Origin of the sequence: Microcoleus sp. F10-B2, from assembly GCF_036704965.1 — a bacterium.
Lineage (GTDB): Bacteria > Cyanobacteriota > Cyanobacteriia > Cyanobacteriales > Microcoleaceae > Microcoleus.
Map to the genome: position 1 here is coordinate 1 of NZ_JAUBTB010000113.1, position 16,408 is coordinate 16,408.

Consider the following 16,408-nt stretch of genomic DNA (forward strand, 5'->3'; position numbering starts at 1 on the left):
TCCCGCCCGTCCAGAAAGGACGGGCGGGACGCCCATCCCACAAGAACAATAAATTGTAAGTTATTTAATTCTCATTCGTAAGGACTTTAGTCATGATTGAATAAATCCCAGAGACAGGACTAAAATCCTCACTACGAACGAAAGACGCCCAATTTCCCAACTCTACTCAATCGCAAAGCAAACTCGGAGAAGTCAGCACAAAGACATCCCTGGTTCCCACGCCTTCAGATTCCGGTTTAATCGGCGTAGTAAAGTGGAAAAACTCGTGGTCGTTAACTAACAGCAATTCTCCCGGATGCAGAATTTTATTAAAAACAGGCTTCTCTTTTTTAGCCAAGTACAAATGCGTTTCCCCGCCTACAATATTAGTTCTGTCAACCGAGAAAATCCCGATAAAATCAGTACCGTCTTGGTGAATCCCTTCCGGTGCGGGGTTGCCGAAATTGTTTGGCGAACAAGTTGTCCTGATTTGATGGATGCCGATTTCAGCTTCCGGGTGAATTTTGCAGGAATCGAAAAAAGCAAAAATCATCTGTTTGAAATTATCGAGGGCGATTAGCCGATCGTCCAATTCGGCAAATTCCCGCCTGATATCACCCACTAGCGGATTGTATGTTTTGCTTTGATACAAATAGCCGTGAGGTAACTTAACTAACTCATTTCCGTTGACTGTAAACCGCGATAATCTTCTCGAACGATACTTACCTTTCACATACGGATCGACAGGCATATCGTCAAAAAATTCCTTGAAACCTTCTAGCTTAATCGAGTTTACTTTTTTGAAAGTAAACATGAACGCATAATCCAAATGAATGGATTCTAATACGGTTTTCATAGATTTTACTCCCTGAAGCCTTGCTCCCCTCTCTAATTTTGCCTTTAGGAGGTGTATGCTTCTACTGTAGCGCAGGATTTTTGTATGTGTCGTAAAAGACACTACAAAAATTGCAAAGATATCGTAAAGACGACAAGATGAAGTGGAGGGCTTGTTCTTCTTTTAATCCAAAATCCAAAATCTAAAATCTAAAATCTAAAATCGATCGACTGCTTTCACCAGCGACTGACAGGCCCGCAGGAAAACGGCAACATCGACCCCAAGTGCGACGTACTGAACGCCAGCATCAATCCACTGCTGGGCGATTTCGGGGTTTTCGGCAAAAGTACCGGCGGCTTTGCCTGCTTTGCGGATGGTTTGCACTGCCTCCTGCATCATGTCGATGACTCGGGGATCGCGGACTTGGCCGGGAATGCCGATCGACTGTGACAAATCGTAAGGCCCTAGAAAAATCACGTCCACCTCTGGCACAGTAACAATTTCTGCCAGGTTGTCGATGCCGCCTTTACCTTCGACATGAATCACAACTAAGGATTCTTCGTTGAGTCGATCGGTGATATTTGTACCTGCGGCAGTGTAAAGTCCGGCCCGCGTAGCGAAAGAAAGGCCTCGCGTGCCCAGAGGACTGTATTTAGCGCTTTTGACAGCGGTTTCAGCATCAATTTTGCTTTCAATTTGAGGTACTTGAACGCCTGCACTGCCGATGTCGAGAGCTCGTTGAATTTGCGGCCCGTCGTTTTTGCGGACACGAACAATCGGTGCAATTCCGGTACAGTCGGCGGCGCGACACAAATCTTCAGCAGCAAGCGGGTGCAGGGGGCCGTGTTCCATGTCGATGACGGCAAAATCAAATCCAGCGTGACCGCAGATTTCCATGAATGCGGGATAAGCGCAGTTCATAAATAAACCGAGGACTGTTTCGCCTTGTTTAATTTTTTGTTTGAGTTGGTTTTGACGCATGGGTAATCCCGGAAAATTGATTTTTTTACCGTCGATGAAGCCAGATTGTTTTTAACAATACAGCTAAAATATTGTCGTGATGAATTACTTTATGTTAACAAAATAGACAAAAATTTTATAGCTGCTTTTGCTTCTATCTTAAATGGAATCAAGCACAAAAGCCAGCCAAAAATAAACATTCCTAAAATTGGTAAAAATATGGCTCCCACGGATGGTTCGACTAACCAAGCAAATAAAGCAAACATTCCAATACTGCCCGTTGTCCACAGCCAAAGAATCATAAATCCTAGAACTATTTTATGTAAACTCATCCGAATTTTTATATAACAACCGAACTTTTGAGGATGTATATCTCCTTCTATAATGGGAATAAATGAATTGCGACCGATGATGATGCGATTGATTTTGAATTTTTTGCCAGAAACTGTTCCTTCATAGGGTTTTGCAGGTGGTGGGCCAAAGGGTAGAGTTACTCTAAAAAGTTTTGGAGTAGTGACAACTTCGTCCAACCTGCGTAAAACTTCCGAAAAAGTTAAACTGGTGGTAATTGTTAAACTCTCAAAAGGAATCAATGACCTAAAAAATTTGACAATTTTGAGCATAAGGTAGATCCGGCTGTTCAATAGTTGTTACTGGTATTAATGCCTCTTATCTAAAAAAGTTTTCCCTGACAACACCGCGAAATACCAGTATACTGCAAAATAAACATTTAGATGGGATGAGTGTTTTTCGCGCTATGTCAAAATTAATTCCACAATCTCCGATGAAACTTCGACAGTATCTATTTTTGCTGAAAGGTCGATCGATCCTTAGCCTCACCCTCGGCATCATTTCCGCGATAGGGAGCATTTCGCCAGTATTTGCCGAACCTCCCCGCAATCCAGACAATGCAGAAACTTGCGACATTCTAGTAGCAGGCGGCGGGCTCGCAGGTGCTGCTACCGCTTACGAAGGTTTGCTGGCGGGCCGCACAGTTTGCCTGACTGAAATTACTGATTGGGTAGGCGGTCAAATTTCCTCCCAGGGAACTTCCGCACTCGATGAAAGAGATACTCAGCGATCGCTCTTATTTTACCCCCGAGGCTACCTAGAATTGCGGCGGCGGATCGAGCAACATTACGGCCGGCTAAATCCCGGAGGCTGCTGGGTTAGCTATTCGTGTTTCATGCCCTACGACGGTCACAAAATTCTATTTAACATCTTGCAGGATGCCGCTAGAAAAGGCAAAGGCACGCTGAAATGGTTTCCCAATACAGTTATTAAAGAACTAGCAATTACTCCTGCTGTGGCGGGGAATGCGGTTGGAGGTCAACAAATTAAAAGTGCGATCGCCATTCAACACAAATCGGCCGCCAACACCCCACCACTCAACACCGAAACTCTTTCTCAGACTATCGAAGATGCCTATCGCTACGAAAATTCAGCGCGATTTAATAAAACTATTATTCGGTTTATTCCTAAAGCATCTGGAACCCCCCCTAACCCCCCCTTGCCAAGGGGGGGGAATTCCACCAGTTCCCCTTTACAAGGGGGGAATTCCACCAGTTCCCCTTTACAAGGGAGGAATTCCACCAGTTCCCCCCCTTTACAAGGGGGGGCTAGGGGGGGTGCTGATTGGTACGTTGTAGATGCCACTGAAACAGGCGAATTGATCGGACTTGCGGATGTTCCTTACCGCCTCGGAATTGACCCGCGTTCCCCTCTCGAACCTTCCTCCCCGAGCCCCACCGGCGACGCTTACTGCACTCAAGGTTTTACCTACACCTTTGCGATGCAGGCAACGAAGGAACCGCAGCAGCATCAACTACCTTCTTTTTATCAACAATACGCTCCTTACTACAGCTACGAATTGCAGAGATTGGCGAGCTTTCCCTTAGTTTTCACCTACCGCCAAATCAGGAGTATGAGACCGGATGAAAAGCGACCTTCCGATCCGAAGCAATTCCCGATTTATCCGGGGGATATTTCGATGCAAAACTGGACTTGGGGCAATGACTATCGTCCCGGTTCTGCTGAGGATAATTTAATTTATTCTCGCGCGCAGTTGGAAGCGGCAGGTCAACTGCAACCGGGGGGATGGATGGGCGGTTTGCGAACGGAGACTTTGCGAAAGGGAGAGGAAAATGCCAAAGGATTTTTCTACTGGCTGGTAACAGGAACTACTGACTCGCAGCTAGGAGATGGAGTCAAAAAGCCTCATCCAAACAATCGTTTTTTGAGCGGTTTGGATTCGCCGATGGGGACGGTGCACGGACTTTCTAAATATCCTTATATGCGGGAGGGCCGGCGTATTATTGGGCGGCCGAGTTTCAACCAGCCTCAAGGTTTTAGGGTGTGGGAAGTTGATATGTCTCGCACTGACTTTACGGCCGATTTTTACCGCCAGAATTTGTCGGAGGAAGAGTATCGCAATTTGTGGTTGGCTGTGGGTGGTTTGAACGCGCCGGCTTTGGCTGTGGGAAGTCAATCTGTTGAGGATACAAAATCGCGATCGCGCGCTACGATTTATCCTGATTCTGTGGGTATCGGTCATTATGCGATCGACTTTCACCCCTGCATGACCAACAGTCCGCCGGAAGCACCGGGAAATACCGAACGCGAAGGTACTCGCAAAGCTCAAGGCCAAGCTTATCCGTTCCAAATTCCGCTGCGGGCAATGATTCCTCAAAAGATTGACAATATGTTAGTGGCGGGTAAAAGTATTGCTACTAGCCACACAGCGGCCGCTGCTTATCGAGTGCATTCTTTTGAATGGTCTGCCGGTGCTGCAGCGGGAGTTACGGCTGCTTTTTCCCTAGAAAAGGGCATTATACCTGATGAATTAGTGGACGAATTGCCATCCCGGGAGCCAAACTTGGAAGTGTTGCAGTTGCGGTTGCAACAAAATAAGAATCCGATCGCATTTCCGGGTACTTCTATTTTCAATAGTTCGTGGCAAAATTGGAAATAATCGCAGTTGGCAATCTCAATAGCCACAAGACCAGAAATCATCTCAATTCCGGTAACACCGGAATGACTGTTGGTTGTTGACTCGGGGTCTAGAAACTGAATAGTTGAGTGTTAACTGTTGATTCGATTTTATGATTCCGATGCAACCGGAAACGATATCGTGGGGCGATGGTGGTAAAAAAGCCCAAATCCATATCGAAGAGGGCTTACGCTTACAGCAATAGACCCCAAATTGGTTCTACAACAGATTCCACGTTTATGAAGTACACCCAGATTGCTCTTCTATTGCCGTAGGGACACGGCGCCGTGCCGTGTCCCTACCTCTGTTGTGTACCTCACTAACCTGAAAAGTGCTGTATCTGAGATGTTGCACCATTGTCAATAAGCCTTTTATGAATTGGCATCCTGCCCGTGAAGCGAGAAAATCTACTCTTCGCAGAACGGGCCGGAAAGCCTGTGAAGCGAGAATGGTGCAAGATGCGACTTCTATAGAAAAAATAACGCGCTGATGACGCACCTTACTAAATTTGAGGATAACGTTCTGCTAAGAAAGAGATAGCAGCAGCCCGATCGCCCAAATCGCCATCCAACCTCGCCGCCAACAAATCATCCAACATTCGTTTAAACCCAGGCCCCGGCTTATAACCCAAAGCTTTCAAATCATTGCCATTTAAAGGCGGCTCAACATTCGCCCACCGGGTGAGATATTCCCAAATTTGACGGCGGAATTTTCGCGGACTTTGTATGGCGATCGCAATTAACACCGGCAATTCATAATTCCTCAACAGCAACACCAATTGACTCGGCCACTCGCACTTAGGCAAATTCTCTGCTAACTGATTCTTTCCGGCTTCCAAAACTTCCAGCCGCTTAATACTGTCAGCGGGTAACTGAAGATTTGCAGCCACCTTGCCGCGATATTCCGGTGCTAAATAAGCTATCAAAACTTCCAGTCGCATCTGCCAATCGGGAATATTGATAATGGGGAATGGGGAATGGGGAATGGGGAATGGGGAATGGAGAATGGGGAATGGGAAATGGGGAATTGTTTGTTCCTTTTTCCCTTTTCCTTCTTGCTTTTTCCCTCTTCCCTCCTCCTTCTTCCTGACCTCCTTTACATCCGTTACATCCGTTACATAATCCGTTGCCGAACCTTCCTTCTGCCTTCCTTGCAAACACCGATCGAGCAAACGCAGTTGCCGCCACAACTGGCGATCCAATTCCAAACTAGGATGAATGCAGCGCAAAGCCTGCAAATCTCCCAGCATTTGCAAAGCAACTTTCCAGTAAGGAGCTTGCAAAATGTATTTTAATTCGCTTTTGAGCCGAGTTTCCAAAGCCGGAGCTCGGCCGTTTTCCCCCTGAATTCGGTAATAAATCCCGCTGGCCAAAGCGTGGCGGATGTATCCTTCCGTCTGCGGCTCAATTTCAAATCCCAAGCGCACCGCAAACCGCACAGCGCGATAAATTCGCGTCGGATCTTCGATAAAACTATTGGCGTGCAAAACTCGAATTTGCTTCGATTCCAAGTCCAGCAAACCGCAAAAAAAATCTAACAATTCGCCGCTGCGAGGAACACCCAAACGCACAGCCAGCGCATTAATTGTAAAATCTCTGCGGTACAAATCTTGGCGAATCGAACTCGCTTCAACTTCAGGATTTGCAGCCGGATAAGGATAAAATTCAGTACGAGCAGTCGCGATATCGACCCACAGGGAGCCGAAAGGAGAGTCTTTGTGCCACAAAAGCGCGGCGGTTTGAAATTGACCGTGAACGTCTAAACGCGATCCCGGGTATAGTTTTTGCAGCGATGAAGCTAACTCGACACCTGCACCGGAATCGTCGGAACCGCACTTTCCATCCACAACCAAATCAATATCAGTTAGCGCCAGTGTATCATCGGTCGCTAAGAGTAAATCCCGGACTGCTCCGCCAACCAAATAAAGTTGCCAGCCGCGCTGTTGGGCAAGATTGGCCGCGATCGACAATAATTGCCATAATTCGGGACTGATGCGCGATCGCAACAAATGCTCAACCGATTCGGGCATGACACAATAAGACAATTCTGCATTGCTTCCCCTGTCTCGCGTTTTTTGCTGGTGCAATTCCCGCAGCACGTCAGTGCGAGTCACAATTCCTACAAGTTGACCGTTTTCCAATACTGGCAAGCGCCCGATATCGTATGTCACCATTAAAGATTCAATTTCCGGCAGCAAAGTATCTGGGGCGATCGTTTTTAGCTGCCAAGTCATGTAACCCTTCACCGGGGCGTGACTGAAACCGTGGTGCAGGGCAATGTCAATGTCGCGGCGCGAGATAATGCCGGCGAGCCGATCGTCCGCATCGACCACACAAAGCCCCGAATGTCCGTAACGTAGGAGGATACGGTGAGCTTCCCCCACCGATGTTTCCGGGCGAATACTCCGCACTGGAGACGACATTAACTCGCGCGCTGTCGGAGGGTGGGGAATTTGAGCTTTGAGTTCGTCAGCTAACTGATTTAAAGTCAGCAGGGGGTCAACATCGCGGGTGGCGAGGGAAGCAGCGCGGGCGTGGCCTCCGCCGCCGAAGGGTTTGAACAATTCGCTGAGGTTTGTTCCTTCGATGCGCGATCGGCCGATAATAGTTAATCGATTGGAAACTCGCGATTCTGGAGCGATGTTGCGGTTGTTTTCGTTTTCGCTAAATTTATAAACATTACCTAACAGCAGAGCATCGGTTTCAGTCAAATCCAGCAAGCGAGAAGCCAGCGAAGAAAGTCCCGGAACGTAAGATTCAGTAGATAGCAGCACCCAAGCTACGCTGTAACCGTGCAAAATTTCCGATCGCAAATTATTCAGCGCTTCTGGGAGCAAATCTTGCAATTGAGGAGACAAACCGGGTTCTACATATTCAGCGATTACCCGCAAACTCGCTCCCTGTTCCATCAACCACGCCAAAGCACTCGCATCTCGCGCAGTTGCGCCCTCAAAGGTGAGGGAGCCTGTATCGACGTGGATGCCGAGGGCCATGACTGTTGCTTCCGAAGGCAGAAGTCGAGATGGTGTGTCGCTGTTTTCTGCTTGATTTTTGAGCTTTTCGACAATTAATGTAGTGGTGGCTCCGACTGCTTCGATCTGGGTAACAGTTGCAGGGATGTCTGAACCGGCCTGTAGGTGATGGTCGAAAACCGCTATTTCGTTGAGGTGCGGCAAATCCAGCCACTCGGCGGCTTTTCCCAAACGATCGCGCCCTGAGGCATCAACTATACTAATCGATCGAATTTGTTGCGGATTGACCGATCGGCGTTCAATCAGCGGGTACTCGTCGCGGTGCAGGGCCAAAAAATCCCGCACCGTCGGGTGACACCCGCCAGTCAGTACGATCCTGCTACCGGGGCGCAGCACGCAAAGTCCCACCGCCGCCCCCAAGGCGTCAAAATCTGCTGTTGTGTGGCACAAAACTAAGTCCATAGTCGAACATCCCGCATCTCTAACTCAAACAGTAGCAATTTCTCGCCCTCTGAAACCGGATGTGTCGATCGGGCTTTAACTTAACCTTTCCAGTTTTCTGTCGTGTAGCGAACAATGATAAAATTGATCGAAATCTCAAGAGCCGCTGACGCCTGTTCGCGCAACGCCCGAATTTGCACTGGTTCTTTCGTATCAATCAACCGACAATTTCTCGATCGACGATCGGGAAACTGTCAAAAACTAGAATTTGGAAGATTTTTTTCGGTTCTGGGAAACTATTTCCGATCAACGCACGGTTATATCGAAAGGAGAAAAGATGTTATCAATTCTGTTTCAATTGGTTTTACTGGCTCTGGTACTGCTGTCTTTTGTGATGGTCGTTGGCGTGCCAGTTGCTTATGCCTCTCCCCAAAACTGGAATCAGTCTAAATCCCTGATCTATGCCGGGTCTGGCCTCTGGTTTTTGCTGGTTATTGCAGTGGGTGTATTGAACTTTTTAGTCGTTTAATTTCACCCAACCTTATCGAATAAAGAAGGTAAAAGATAGAAGGATGAAGGCATTCACCAGCGATTGAAAGGCATTCGGCAGAAGCTAGGAATTTTCCAGACCGCGCGACCCTGTATGTTTTTGCACTTGAGATTCAGATGAGATGCTGCTACTTTCTGGCTTTTGCCTTCTCACAAACAAAAATCTAAAATCTAAAACCAAAAATCTAAACTAGAACACTATGACTGTTTACGAGGGAACTTTTACTCAAACAGAATCTTTACGATTTGCTATTGTCATCGGTCGTTTTAACGATTTGATTGTAAACAAACTTTTGGAAGGATGTCAAGATTGTTTGAAACGCCACGGCGTTGATATCAATCCTCACGGTAATCAAGTTGATTTTTATTGGGTTCCGGGAAGTTTTGAGATTCCTTTGGTGGCCCGGCAAGCTGCTCTTTCTCGTCGCTACGATGCGGTAATTTGTCTGGGTGCGGTAATTCGGGGCCAAACTCCTCATTTCGATTTTGTGGCTGGTGAGGTTGCTAAGGGAATTGCTGCTGCTGCTTTTCAGACAGGGGTGCCGGTGATTTTTGGGGTGGTGACGACTGACACGATGCAGCAAGCTTTGGAAAGGGCTGGAATTAAAAGCAATTTGGGCTGGAATTATGCGATGAGTGCTTTGGAAATGGGCACTTTGATGCGTCAAGTTAATGGTTTGGGCGGAAATTCTTACGGTCAATTAGCTAGTGGGTCTGCCGGTCAAGTGCTGTCGGGCGAAGCAAATCTGGCTATAGCCCCGGATCTATCGTCAGATCGAATACTGTAATTTCTACAAGGCATTTTGCCAACAATGGCCACAATTCCAAATTCAGATTTTGACAAGTGGCAGCATTTGATTCACTTCCTGTTCTGGAACAGACATACCTTCTCAAAGACCGAGTTCCTCCTAAACTTTTGAATAATGTGGAGTTGCTAGATTATCGTCTATTCCCTAAGAGGTATTATCGAATTTTGGTGTTGAACAAGGTTGAATAAATATCTGAAATCCGTTATGTTAACTAAGGTGTAAGTATTGAGGTTATCTAAACTCGATCCCCTAGCACGGATTTCAGTATAAATGCTGTACGATAAGTATTTAACCTCTTCTTAATAAACAGCTCTGAAAACAACTTTCTAGGTTAATTGTTGAGATTATATAGAAGGACAATTTTGTCAATTGAGTGCCTAGAAAGCTTTCCGGCAAAAGGATTCAGCGTTTTTGCCATTACCTGAATACTTGCAGTTACTTATCAACATGAAAGTGCAAAAATTTTATGGGTGACATTCAAGCTACCTTTACATCTACCGATCGAGCTTTTCAGATTGAGGGGTACGAAAAAATAGATTTCAGCCTGCTATACGTAGATGGTGCTTTCAAGCTGGAGAATCATGAGATTGCGGATAGTTACCGCCAATTCGGTCGCTGTTTAATGGTTGTAGATGAAACAGTCTACGGTCTGTACGGTGCACAGATGCAGGATTATTTCAAGCATCACGAGATAGATTTAACAGTCTTTCCAGTTAATATCAAGGAACCTGATAAGACGTTAAAAACTTTTGAAAGCATCATAGATGCCTTCGTTGACTTCGGACTCGTGCGGAAGGAGCCTGTTTTGGTAGTCGGTGGTGGATTGACTACTGACGTAGCTGGTTTTGCCTGCTCATCCTATCGCCGTCGGACTAACTACATTCGCGTACCGACAACCTTAATTGGGCTAATTGATGCCAGTGTGGCAATCAAAGTAGCTGTGAACCACGGTAAGCTGAAAAACCGCCTCGGCGCTTACCACGCTTCGCAGAAAGTAATTTTAGATTTCTCCTTTCTGAAAACTCTGCCGATCGACCAAATACGAAACGGCATGGCAGAGTTAATTAAGATCGCCGTAGTAGGCAACAAAGAAATCTTCGAGTTGTTAGAAAACTACGGCGAAGCATTGCTGCACAGCCATTTTGGTTATTTAGACGGCACATCTGAACTGCGGGAAGTGGCACATCGGTTAACCTACAACGCGATTCAGTCAATGCTGGCATTAGAAGTACCAAACCTCCACGAGCTAGATTTGGATCGGGTGATTGCCTACGGTCACACCTGGAGTCCGACGCTGGAACTAACACCGGAAATTCCCATGTTCCACGGCCACAGCGTCGCCATCGATATGGCTTTTTCGGCCACGATTGCTCAACTGCGGGGCTACATTTCGATCGCCGACCGCGATCGGATCTTAGGATTAATGAGCCGCCTCGGACTAGCAATTGATAGCCCTTATCTCACATCAGAACTGCTCTGGAAAGCCACCACATCGATCAGCCGTACCCGCGACGGCCTTCAGCGCGCTGCGGCTCCCCGCCCCATTGGTGAATGCTTTTTCATGAACGATTTGACTCGAGGTGAGTTGGATAAAGCCCTACTGGTTCATCGAGAAATCTGTCAGGGCTACCCGCGCCGCGGCGATGGCGAGGATATGTATGTGGTATTGCAGAAAGTTGCAACTCTTTCCAAATCGGGGGTATGACCGTGAGACCCGTTACCCCAGTCGGGATTTTAGCGGCTAAACTCGAAAGTCTCGTCTCGCAAGTAGAAAAAATCGATAATCTCGATCGAGCTTTCAAGGCCCAATTACAACAAGCCTACGAACTAGCCAACGGTCTCGATCCCTACCTGAATCTTTGTACCACGCCGGAATCTCCCGCCTTAGCCGCGTTAGTAAAGCGTACCCAATCAGAAGATTGGAGTAAGCGATTCTCTGACGGCGAGACAGTGCGGCAGTTGGAACAGGAAATGCTTTCGGGCCATGTCGAAGGCCAAATGCTGAAATTTCTCGTTCATCTCACCAAAGCACAGCGCGTACTGGAAATAGGGATGTTTACCGGGTACTCAGCACTAGCGATGGCGGAAGCACTGCCGGTGGATGGAGTGGTGGTAGCCTGCGAAGTAGATGCTTATGTCGCTGAATTTGCCCAGAAGTGTTTTGACGAATCTACTGCCGGTCACAAAATCTCAGTGAAGGTAGCACCGGCTCTAGAAACCATGAAACAATTGGCCCAAGACGGGGAAGTCTTCGATTTGGTGTTTATCGATGCCGATAAAGCTGGATACAGAGACTATCTCGATTTACTCCTAACTACGGGGCTGTTGGCTCCCAATGGCTTGATCTGTGCAGACAATACTCTGATGCAGGGACAGCCCTACTTGTCAGGTACTGCTACTGAGAACGGAGTTGCGATCGCCAAATTCAACCAGGCTCTAGTTGACGATCCGCGCGTAGAGCAAGTGTTAGTGCCGCTGAGAGATGGATTGACTTTAATTCGGCGCGCTTAGTAGAACAAAACTTAGGCGTCAAAACCAAACAAACCGGGTTTTTTGCCCTATTTGGCGGGCTCTAACCAAGTCAAACGGTCAAAAAACCCGGTTTTTAACCACCCGTGCGTAATATCAAATCCGCGCTTCACCGGCATGATTCATCTCTCTGTTCTGGACTGCGCCTGCTTCGCTTCAAAAGCGGTTTAATCATTCAAAAACCACCGCTTTCTGAGAGTATTTACTTAGTAAAAAATTATGATCGAAACAGTTTCAACGGCAGCGATGCCATCTGAACAGGAAACAAACGCGACGAATAGCCGCTTCCAGACAGTCAAAACCATAGCAACCTTAATTTTGCTGCTATTGGTACTGCCCCTGAATCTCGCTTTAACAGCGCTAGCCCTACTGAGATGCCTCATCATCAAACCGTTTCAGTCTCGAACGATCGCCGAGTCTCCCCAAACGATTTTGATTAGCGGTGGCAAGATGACCAAAGCATTGCAGCTAGCGAGATCGTTCCATCAGGCCGGTCATCGGGTAATTTTGGTAGAAACCGAGAAATACTGGCTGACAGGTCATCGTTACTCTCGGGCGGTCGATCGCTTTTACACAGTACCAAATCCCCAGACAGAGGAATATCCCCAAGCACTCTTAAAAATCGTCCAACAAGAGGGAGTTAATGTTTACGTTCCCGTCTGTAGTCCTGTCGCCAGTTACTACGATGCCGAAGTCAAAAGGGTACTTTCTCCTCACTGTACGGTAATGCACGTAGATGTCGAAACTCTGCAACGTTTGGATGATAAGTATGAGTTTGCAAAAGCCGCCGAAGCATTGGGGCTGCGAGTTCCGAAGTCCTACCGCATTACTAATCCCCAGCAAGTAATCGATTTTGATTTTAGTGACGCCCAGCGTCCATATATTATCAAAAGTATTCCCTACGATTCAGTCCGCAGGTTAGATCTCACGAAGTTACCCTGCGAAACCCCAGCCGAAACAGCCGCTTTTGTCAACTCATTACCAATCTCCGAGAGTAAACCTTGGATTATGCAAGAGTATATTCCGGGGCAAGAATTCTGCACTCACAGTACAATCCGTGATGGTCATCTTCAGTTGCATTGTTGTTGCAAATCGTCGGCGTTTCAGGTGAATTACCAGAATGTCGATCGCCCGGATATCGAAAATTGGATTCGTCAGTTTGCCAAGAGTCTCAATCTGACTGGACAAGTTTCCTTTGATTTCATTCAGGCGGCGGATGATGGAGAGATTTACGCGATCGAATGCAACCCCCGCACCCATTCAGCCATCACGATGTTTTACAACCATCCCGATGTGGCAAAAGCTTATTTGGAACTCGACCCTTTACCGCAGACTGTCCAGCCTTTGGCATCCAGTCGCCCGACTTACTGGATTTACCATGAAATTTGGCGGTTGGTGACTCATTTGCGGTCGCCAAAGCTCGTTTATGAGCGGTTACAAATTATCGCCCAAGGCAAAGATGCCATCTTCGATTGGGACGATCCGCTGCCGTTTTTGATGGTGCATCATTGGCAAATTCCCTTGTTGTTATGGGGGAATTTACAGAAGCCGAAAGAGTGGATTCGGATTGATTTTAATATTGGAAAACTTGTGGAAATAGGGGGAGATTGAGTATGTCAGTATTACGGGTTTTGCATTTAGTCGGATCGGCAGACAGTGAATTTTACTGTAATTTGTCGCGCTTTTATGCCCAAGATTGTCTGGAGAAGACTGCTAATCCAGCACTCTATGAATTTCATATAGCCTATGTTTCTCCCGATGGCCAATGGCGTTTTCCCACCTCTCTCGATCCGAGTGCGATCGCGGCGGCTAATCCCATGTCTCTAGCGGGCGCAGTACAGGTGCTGGCAGATCTCCAGATAGACGTGATGGTGCCCCAGATGTATTGTCTCCCCGGCATGACTCAATACCGAGCCTTGTTCGATCTGCTGAATATTCCTTACCTGGGTAATACCCCAGAGGTGATGGCACTGACTGCTGACAAAGCGAAGGCTAAGGCAGTAGTAGCGGGCGCTGGGGTAAGTGTGCCGGAGGGAGAAGTTCTCCACGCGGGCGATCGCCCTTCTATTGATTTCCCGATCGTGCTCAAGCCACTGAATGCCGATAATTCTCTGGGAGTTGCGTTAGTTAGAAATGCCGCTGACTTTGACGCTGCTATGCAGACAGCATTGACTTATTCACCGTCGGTGCTAGCAGAAAGATTTATTGAATTGGGTAGAGAAGTTCGCTGTGGTGTCATCGTCCAAGCAGGCCAGCTAGTCTGCTTGCCACTGGAAGAGTATGCTGTGCATCCTGATACGAAGCCGATTCGGATTTATTCTGATAAGTTTAAACACAATGACGATGGCAACTTGGTCTTTGCCGCTAAGGATAGTACCAAGTTGTGGATAGTTGAACCCAGCGATCCAGTCACCCAAAGGGTTTGGGCTATGGCCAGAAAATGCCACATAGCTTTGGGGTGTCGCCACTACAGTCTATTAGATTTTCGCATCGACCCCCAGGGACAACCTTGGTTCTTAGAAGCGGGGCTGTACTGCTCTTTTTCTCAAAAAGGTGTGCTTGCGACTATGGCCCAAGCATCAGGAATTTCTCTGGATACTTTTTTTGAGAGTATGCTGCAAAATGCCTTACAAGGTCGATCGGGTACAACGGTGCAACAAGTAATATAAATTCGGGTGGCACGGCAATGATGGTTGAGCGTTAAACTCTAGTGATGAATTGGGAATTGGTGCAACTAAGAAGGATAACTTGCAATTTTTGAAATTGTGTGATACCATAAAACGTTCTCAAATAGCGCAACACTAACTATTACTGCATGGCAACGAAGCCAACGATCGCATTTACTCACCTCGGCTGCGAAAAAAATCGCATCGATACCGAACACATGATCGGCTTGCTGGCTCAAGCGGGCTATCAAGTCGATTCTAATGAAGAATTAGCCGATTACGTCGTCGTCAATACTTGCAGTTTTATCCAAGCGGCGCGAGAAGAGTCAGTCCGCACCTTGGTAGAATTGGCCGAAGCTAATAAAAAAGTAGTCATCACCGGCTGCATGGCACAGCATTTTCAGCAGGAATTGCTGGACGAATTGCCGGAAGCAGTCGCAATTGTCGGCACTGGCGACTATCATAAAATCGTCGATGTTATGCAGCAGGTGGAAAAGGGCGATCGAGTTTCCCTCGTCTCTTCAGAACCTACTTACATCGCTGACGAAACTACTCCCCGCTACCGCACGACATCGGAAGGTGTGGCTTATCTGCGAATAGCAGAAGGCTGCGACTATCGCTGTGCATTTTGCATTATCCCGCACTTGCGCGGAAATCAACGATCGCGGACGATCGAATCTATCGTCGCCGAAGCTAAGCAATTAGCCTCCGAAGGGGTAAAGGAAATTATCTTAATTTCTCAAATTACCACCAACTACGGCAAAGATATTTATGGCGAACCGAAACTAGCCGAACTACTGCGCGCTTTGGGTGAAGTAGATGTACCTTGGATTCGGATGCACTACGCCTATCCTACAGGTTTGACTCCGCAAGTTGTCGCAGCCATCCGCGAAACACCCAACGTTTTGCCGTATTTGGATTTACCCCTGCAACACTCGCACCCAGAAATTCTGCGGGCGATGAATCGGCCTTTTCAAGCCGGGATCAATGATGCTATAGTCGATCGGCTCAAAGCAGCACTTCCCGGCGCCGTGATGCGGACAACTTTTATTGTCGGCTTCCCCGGCGAAACCGACGAACACGCAGCACACTTGCTGGAATTTGTCAAGCGCCACGAATTCGATCACGTAGGAGTTTTTGTATTTTCGCCAGAAGAAGGAACCCCAGCCTTTAGCTTGCCCCAGCAAATACCTGCAGAAATAATGGAAATGCGGCGCAATGCGGTAATGGCGGCACAACAACCTATATCATTGAAGAAGAATCAAGAATCTGTCGGTCAGGTAGTTGATGTCCTGATAGAACAAGAACAACCAGAGACAGGTGAGTTGATTGGTAGATCGGCTAGGTTTTCCCCAGAAGTAGATGGACTCGTCTATGTGACAGGAGAAGCGCGGCTGGGATCGATCGTATCTGTGAAAATTACTGGTGCAGATGTCTACGACCTCTACGGTCAAGTCGATTTGAGATTTGAGATTTGAGATTTGAGATTGACTGCACAGACTCATCTGGGAGCTCGCTCTGTGGCCTAAAATTGTGGGATCGACCCTCATGAATTGACGTGGCACTGTATCCGGTGCTCGGCGGGGTCAAGTCGATTTGAGATTTGAGATTTGAGATTTGAGATTGACTGCACAGACTCATCTGGGAGCTCGCTCTGTGGCCTAAAATTGTGGGATCGAC

12 protein-coding genes are annotated in these 16,408 nt (G+C 47.4%); 8 read left to right on the forward strand and 4 right to left on the reverse strand.

What is annotated here, in order from left to right; all coding sequences use genetic code 11:
- Positions 1-166 precede the first annotated feature (166 nt).
- The 3 genes from QUA99_RS28615 to QUA99_RS28625 form a co-directional block, all read right to left on the reverse strand.
- Positions 167-835, reverse strand: coding sequence for a 2OG-Fe dioxygenase family protein (locus QUA99_RS28615; protein WP_333243580.1), 669 nt, complete (start codon positions 833-835; stop codon positions 167-169).
- Between the two features lie 195 nt (positions 836-1,030).
- Complete coding sequence (locus QUA99_RS28620; protein ID WP_333243583.1) at positions 1,031-1,795, reverse strand: aldolase/citrate lyase family protein; 765 nt, start codon at positions 1,793-1,795, stop codon at positions 1,031-1,033.
- An 89-nt stretch (positions 1,796-1,884) separates the two neighbouring features.
- Positions 1,885-2,397 (reverse strand): hypothetical protein, encoded by a 513-nt coding sequence (locus tag QUA99_RS28625; RefSeq protein ID WP_333243585.1) that lies wholly within the window; start codon positions 2,395-2,397, stop codon positions 1,885-1,887.
- 161 nt (positions 2,398-2,558) lie between these two features.
- Here QUA99_RS28625 and QUA99_RS28630 point away from each other — a divergent pair, with 161 nt between their 5' ends.
- Positions 2,559-4,745, forward strand: a complete 2,187-nt coding sequence (locus QUA99_RS28630) for an FAD-dependent oxidoreductase (protein WP_333243588.1) — start codon at positions 2,559-2,561, stop codon at positions 4,743-4,745.
- 520 nt (positions 4,746-5,265) lie between these two features.
- Here the strand turns inward: QUA99_RS28630 and QUA99_RS28635 are convergent.
- Positions 5,266-8,196: a CBS domain-containing protein gene (locus tag QUA99_RS28635; protein WP_333243591.1), complete on the reverse strand. Its 2,931-nt coding sequence runs from the start codon at positions 8,194-8,196 to the stop codon at positions 5,266-5,268.
- A 316-nt stretch (positions 8,197-8,512) separates the two neighbouring features.
- Between QUA99_RS28635 and psbZ the strand changes: the two genes are divergently transcribed.
- The 7 genes from psbZ (at position 8,513) to rimO (ending at position 16,206) form a co-directional block, all read left to right on the forward strand.
- Positions 8,513-8,704, forward strand: a complete 192-nt coding sequence (gene psbZ / locus QUA99_RS28640) for a photosystem II reaction center protein PsbZ (RefSeq protein ID WP_333243618.1) — start codon at positions 8,513-8,515, stop codon at positions 8,702-8,704.
- Positions 8,705-8,924: 220 nt separating this feature from the next.
- Positions 8,925-9,512 (forward strand): 6,7-dimethyl-8-ribityllumazine synthase, encoded by a 588-nt coding sequence (ribH, locus tag QUA99_RS28645; protein ID WP_333243594.1) that lies wholly within the window; start codon positions 8,925-8,927, stop codon positions 9,510-9,512.
- Between the two features lie 487 nt (positions 9,513-9,999).
- Positions 10,000-11,238, forward strand: coding sequence for a sedoheptulose 7-phosphate cyclase (locus tag QUA99_RS28650; RefSeq protein WP_333243597.1), 1,239 nt, complete (start codon positions 10,000-10,002; stop codon positions 11,236-11,238).
- Entirely contained in the window at positions 11,235-12,044 is an 810-nt protein-coding gene (locus tag QUA99_RS28655; RefSeq protein WP_333243600.1) for a class I SAM-dependent methyltransferase, read from the forward strand. The genes QUA99_RS28650 and QUA99_RS28655 overlap by 4 nt, the downstream gene beginning before the upstream one ends.
- A 237-nt stretch (positions 12,045-12,281) precedes the next feature.
- Positions 12,282-13,673, forward strand: coding sequence for an ATP-grasp domain-containing protein (locus QUA99_RS28660; RefSeq protein ID WP_333243603.1), 1,392 nt, complete (start codon positions 12,282-12,284; stop codon positions 13,671-13,673).
- Between the two features lie 2 nt (positions 13,674-13,675).
- Positions 13,676-14,731 carry a D-alanine--D-alanine ligase gene (locus QUA99_RS28665; RefSeq protein WP_333243606.1) on the forward strand — a complete coding sequence of 352 codons (1,056 nt, stop codon included), beginning with the start codon at positions 13,676-13,678 and terminating at the stop codon, positions 14,729-14,731.
- 146 nt (positions 14,732-14,877) lie between these two features.
- Positions 14,878-16,206: a 30S ribosomal protein S12 methylthiotransferase RimO gene (gene rimO / locus QUA99_RS28670; RefSeq protein WP_333243609.1), complete on the forward strand. Its 1,329-nt coding sequence runs from the start codon at positions 14,878-14,880 to the stop codon at positions 16,204-16,206.
- The last annotated feature ends 202 nt before the right edge of the window (positions 16,207-16,408 follow it).

Coding starts and splice junctions, on each gene's coding strand:
- QUA99_RS28625 (WP_333243585.1), bottom strand. CDS start 2,397: ATGCTCAAAATTGTCAAATTTTTTAGGTCATTGATTCCTTTTGAGAGT.
- rimO (WP_333243609.1), top strand. CDS start 14,878: ATGGCAACGAAGCCAACGATCGCATTTACTCACCTCGGCTGCGAAAAA.
- QUA99_RS28650 (WP_333243597.1), top strand. CDS start 10,000: ATGGGTGACATTCAAGCTACCTTTACATCTACCGATCGAGCTTTTCAG.
- QUA99_RS28620 (WP_333243583.1), bottom strand. CDS start 1,795: ATGCGTCAAAACCAACTCAAACAAAAAATTAAACAAGGCGAAACAGTC.
- QUA99_RS28665 (WP_333243606.1), top strand. CDS start 13,676: ATGTCAGTATTACGGGTTTTGCATTTAGTCGGATCGGCAGACAGTGAA.
- QUA99_RS28635 (WP_333243591.1), bottom strand. CDS start 8,196: ATGGACTTAGTTTTGTGCCACACAACAGCAGATTTTGACGCCTTGGGG.
- QUA99_RS28660 (WP_333243603.1), top strand. CDS start 12,282: ATGATCGAAACAGTTTCAACGGCAGCGATGCCATCTGAACAGGAAACA.
- QUA99_RS28615 (WP_333243580.1), bottom strand. CDS start 835: ATGAAAACCGTATTAGAATCCATTCATTTGGATTATGCGTTCATGTTT.
- psbZ (WP_333243618.1), top strand. CDS start 8,513: ATGTTATCAATTCTGTTTCAATTGGTTTTACTGGCTCTGGTACTGCTG.
- ribH (WP_333243594.1), top strand. CDS start 8,925: ATGACTGTTTACGAGGGAACTTTTACTCAAACAGAATCTTTACGATTT.
- QUA99_RS28655 (WP_333243600.1), top strand. CDS start 11,235: ATGACCGTGAGACCCGTTACCCCAGTCGGGATTTTAGCGGCTAAACTC.
- QUA99_RS28630 (WP_333243588.1), top strand. CDS start 2,559: ATGAAACTTCGACAGTATCTATTTTTGCTGAAAGGTCGATCGATCCTT.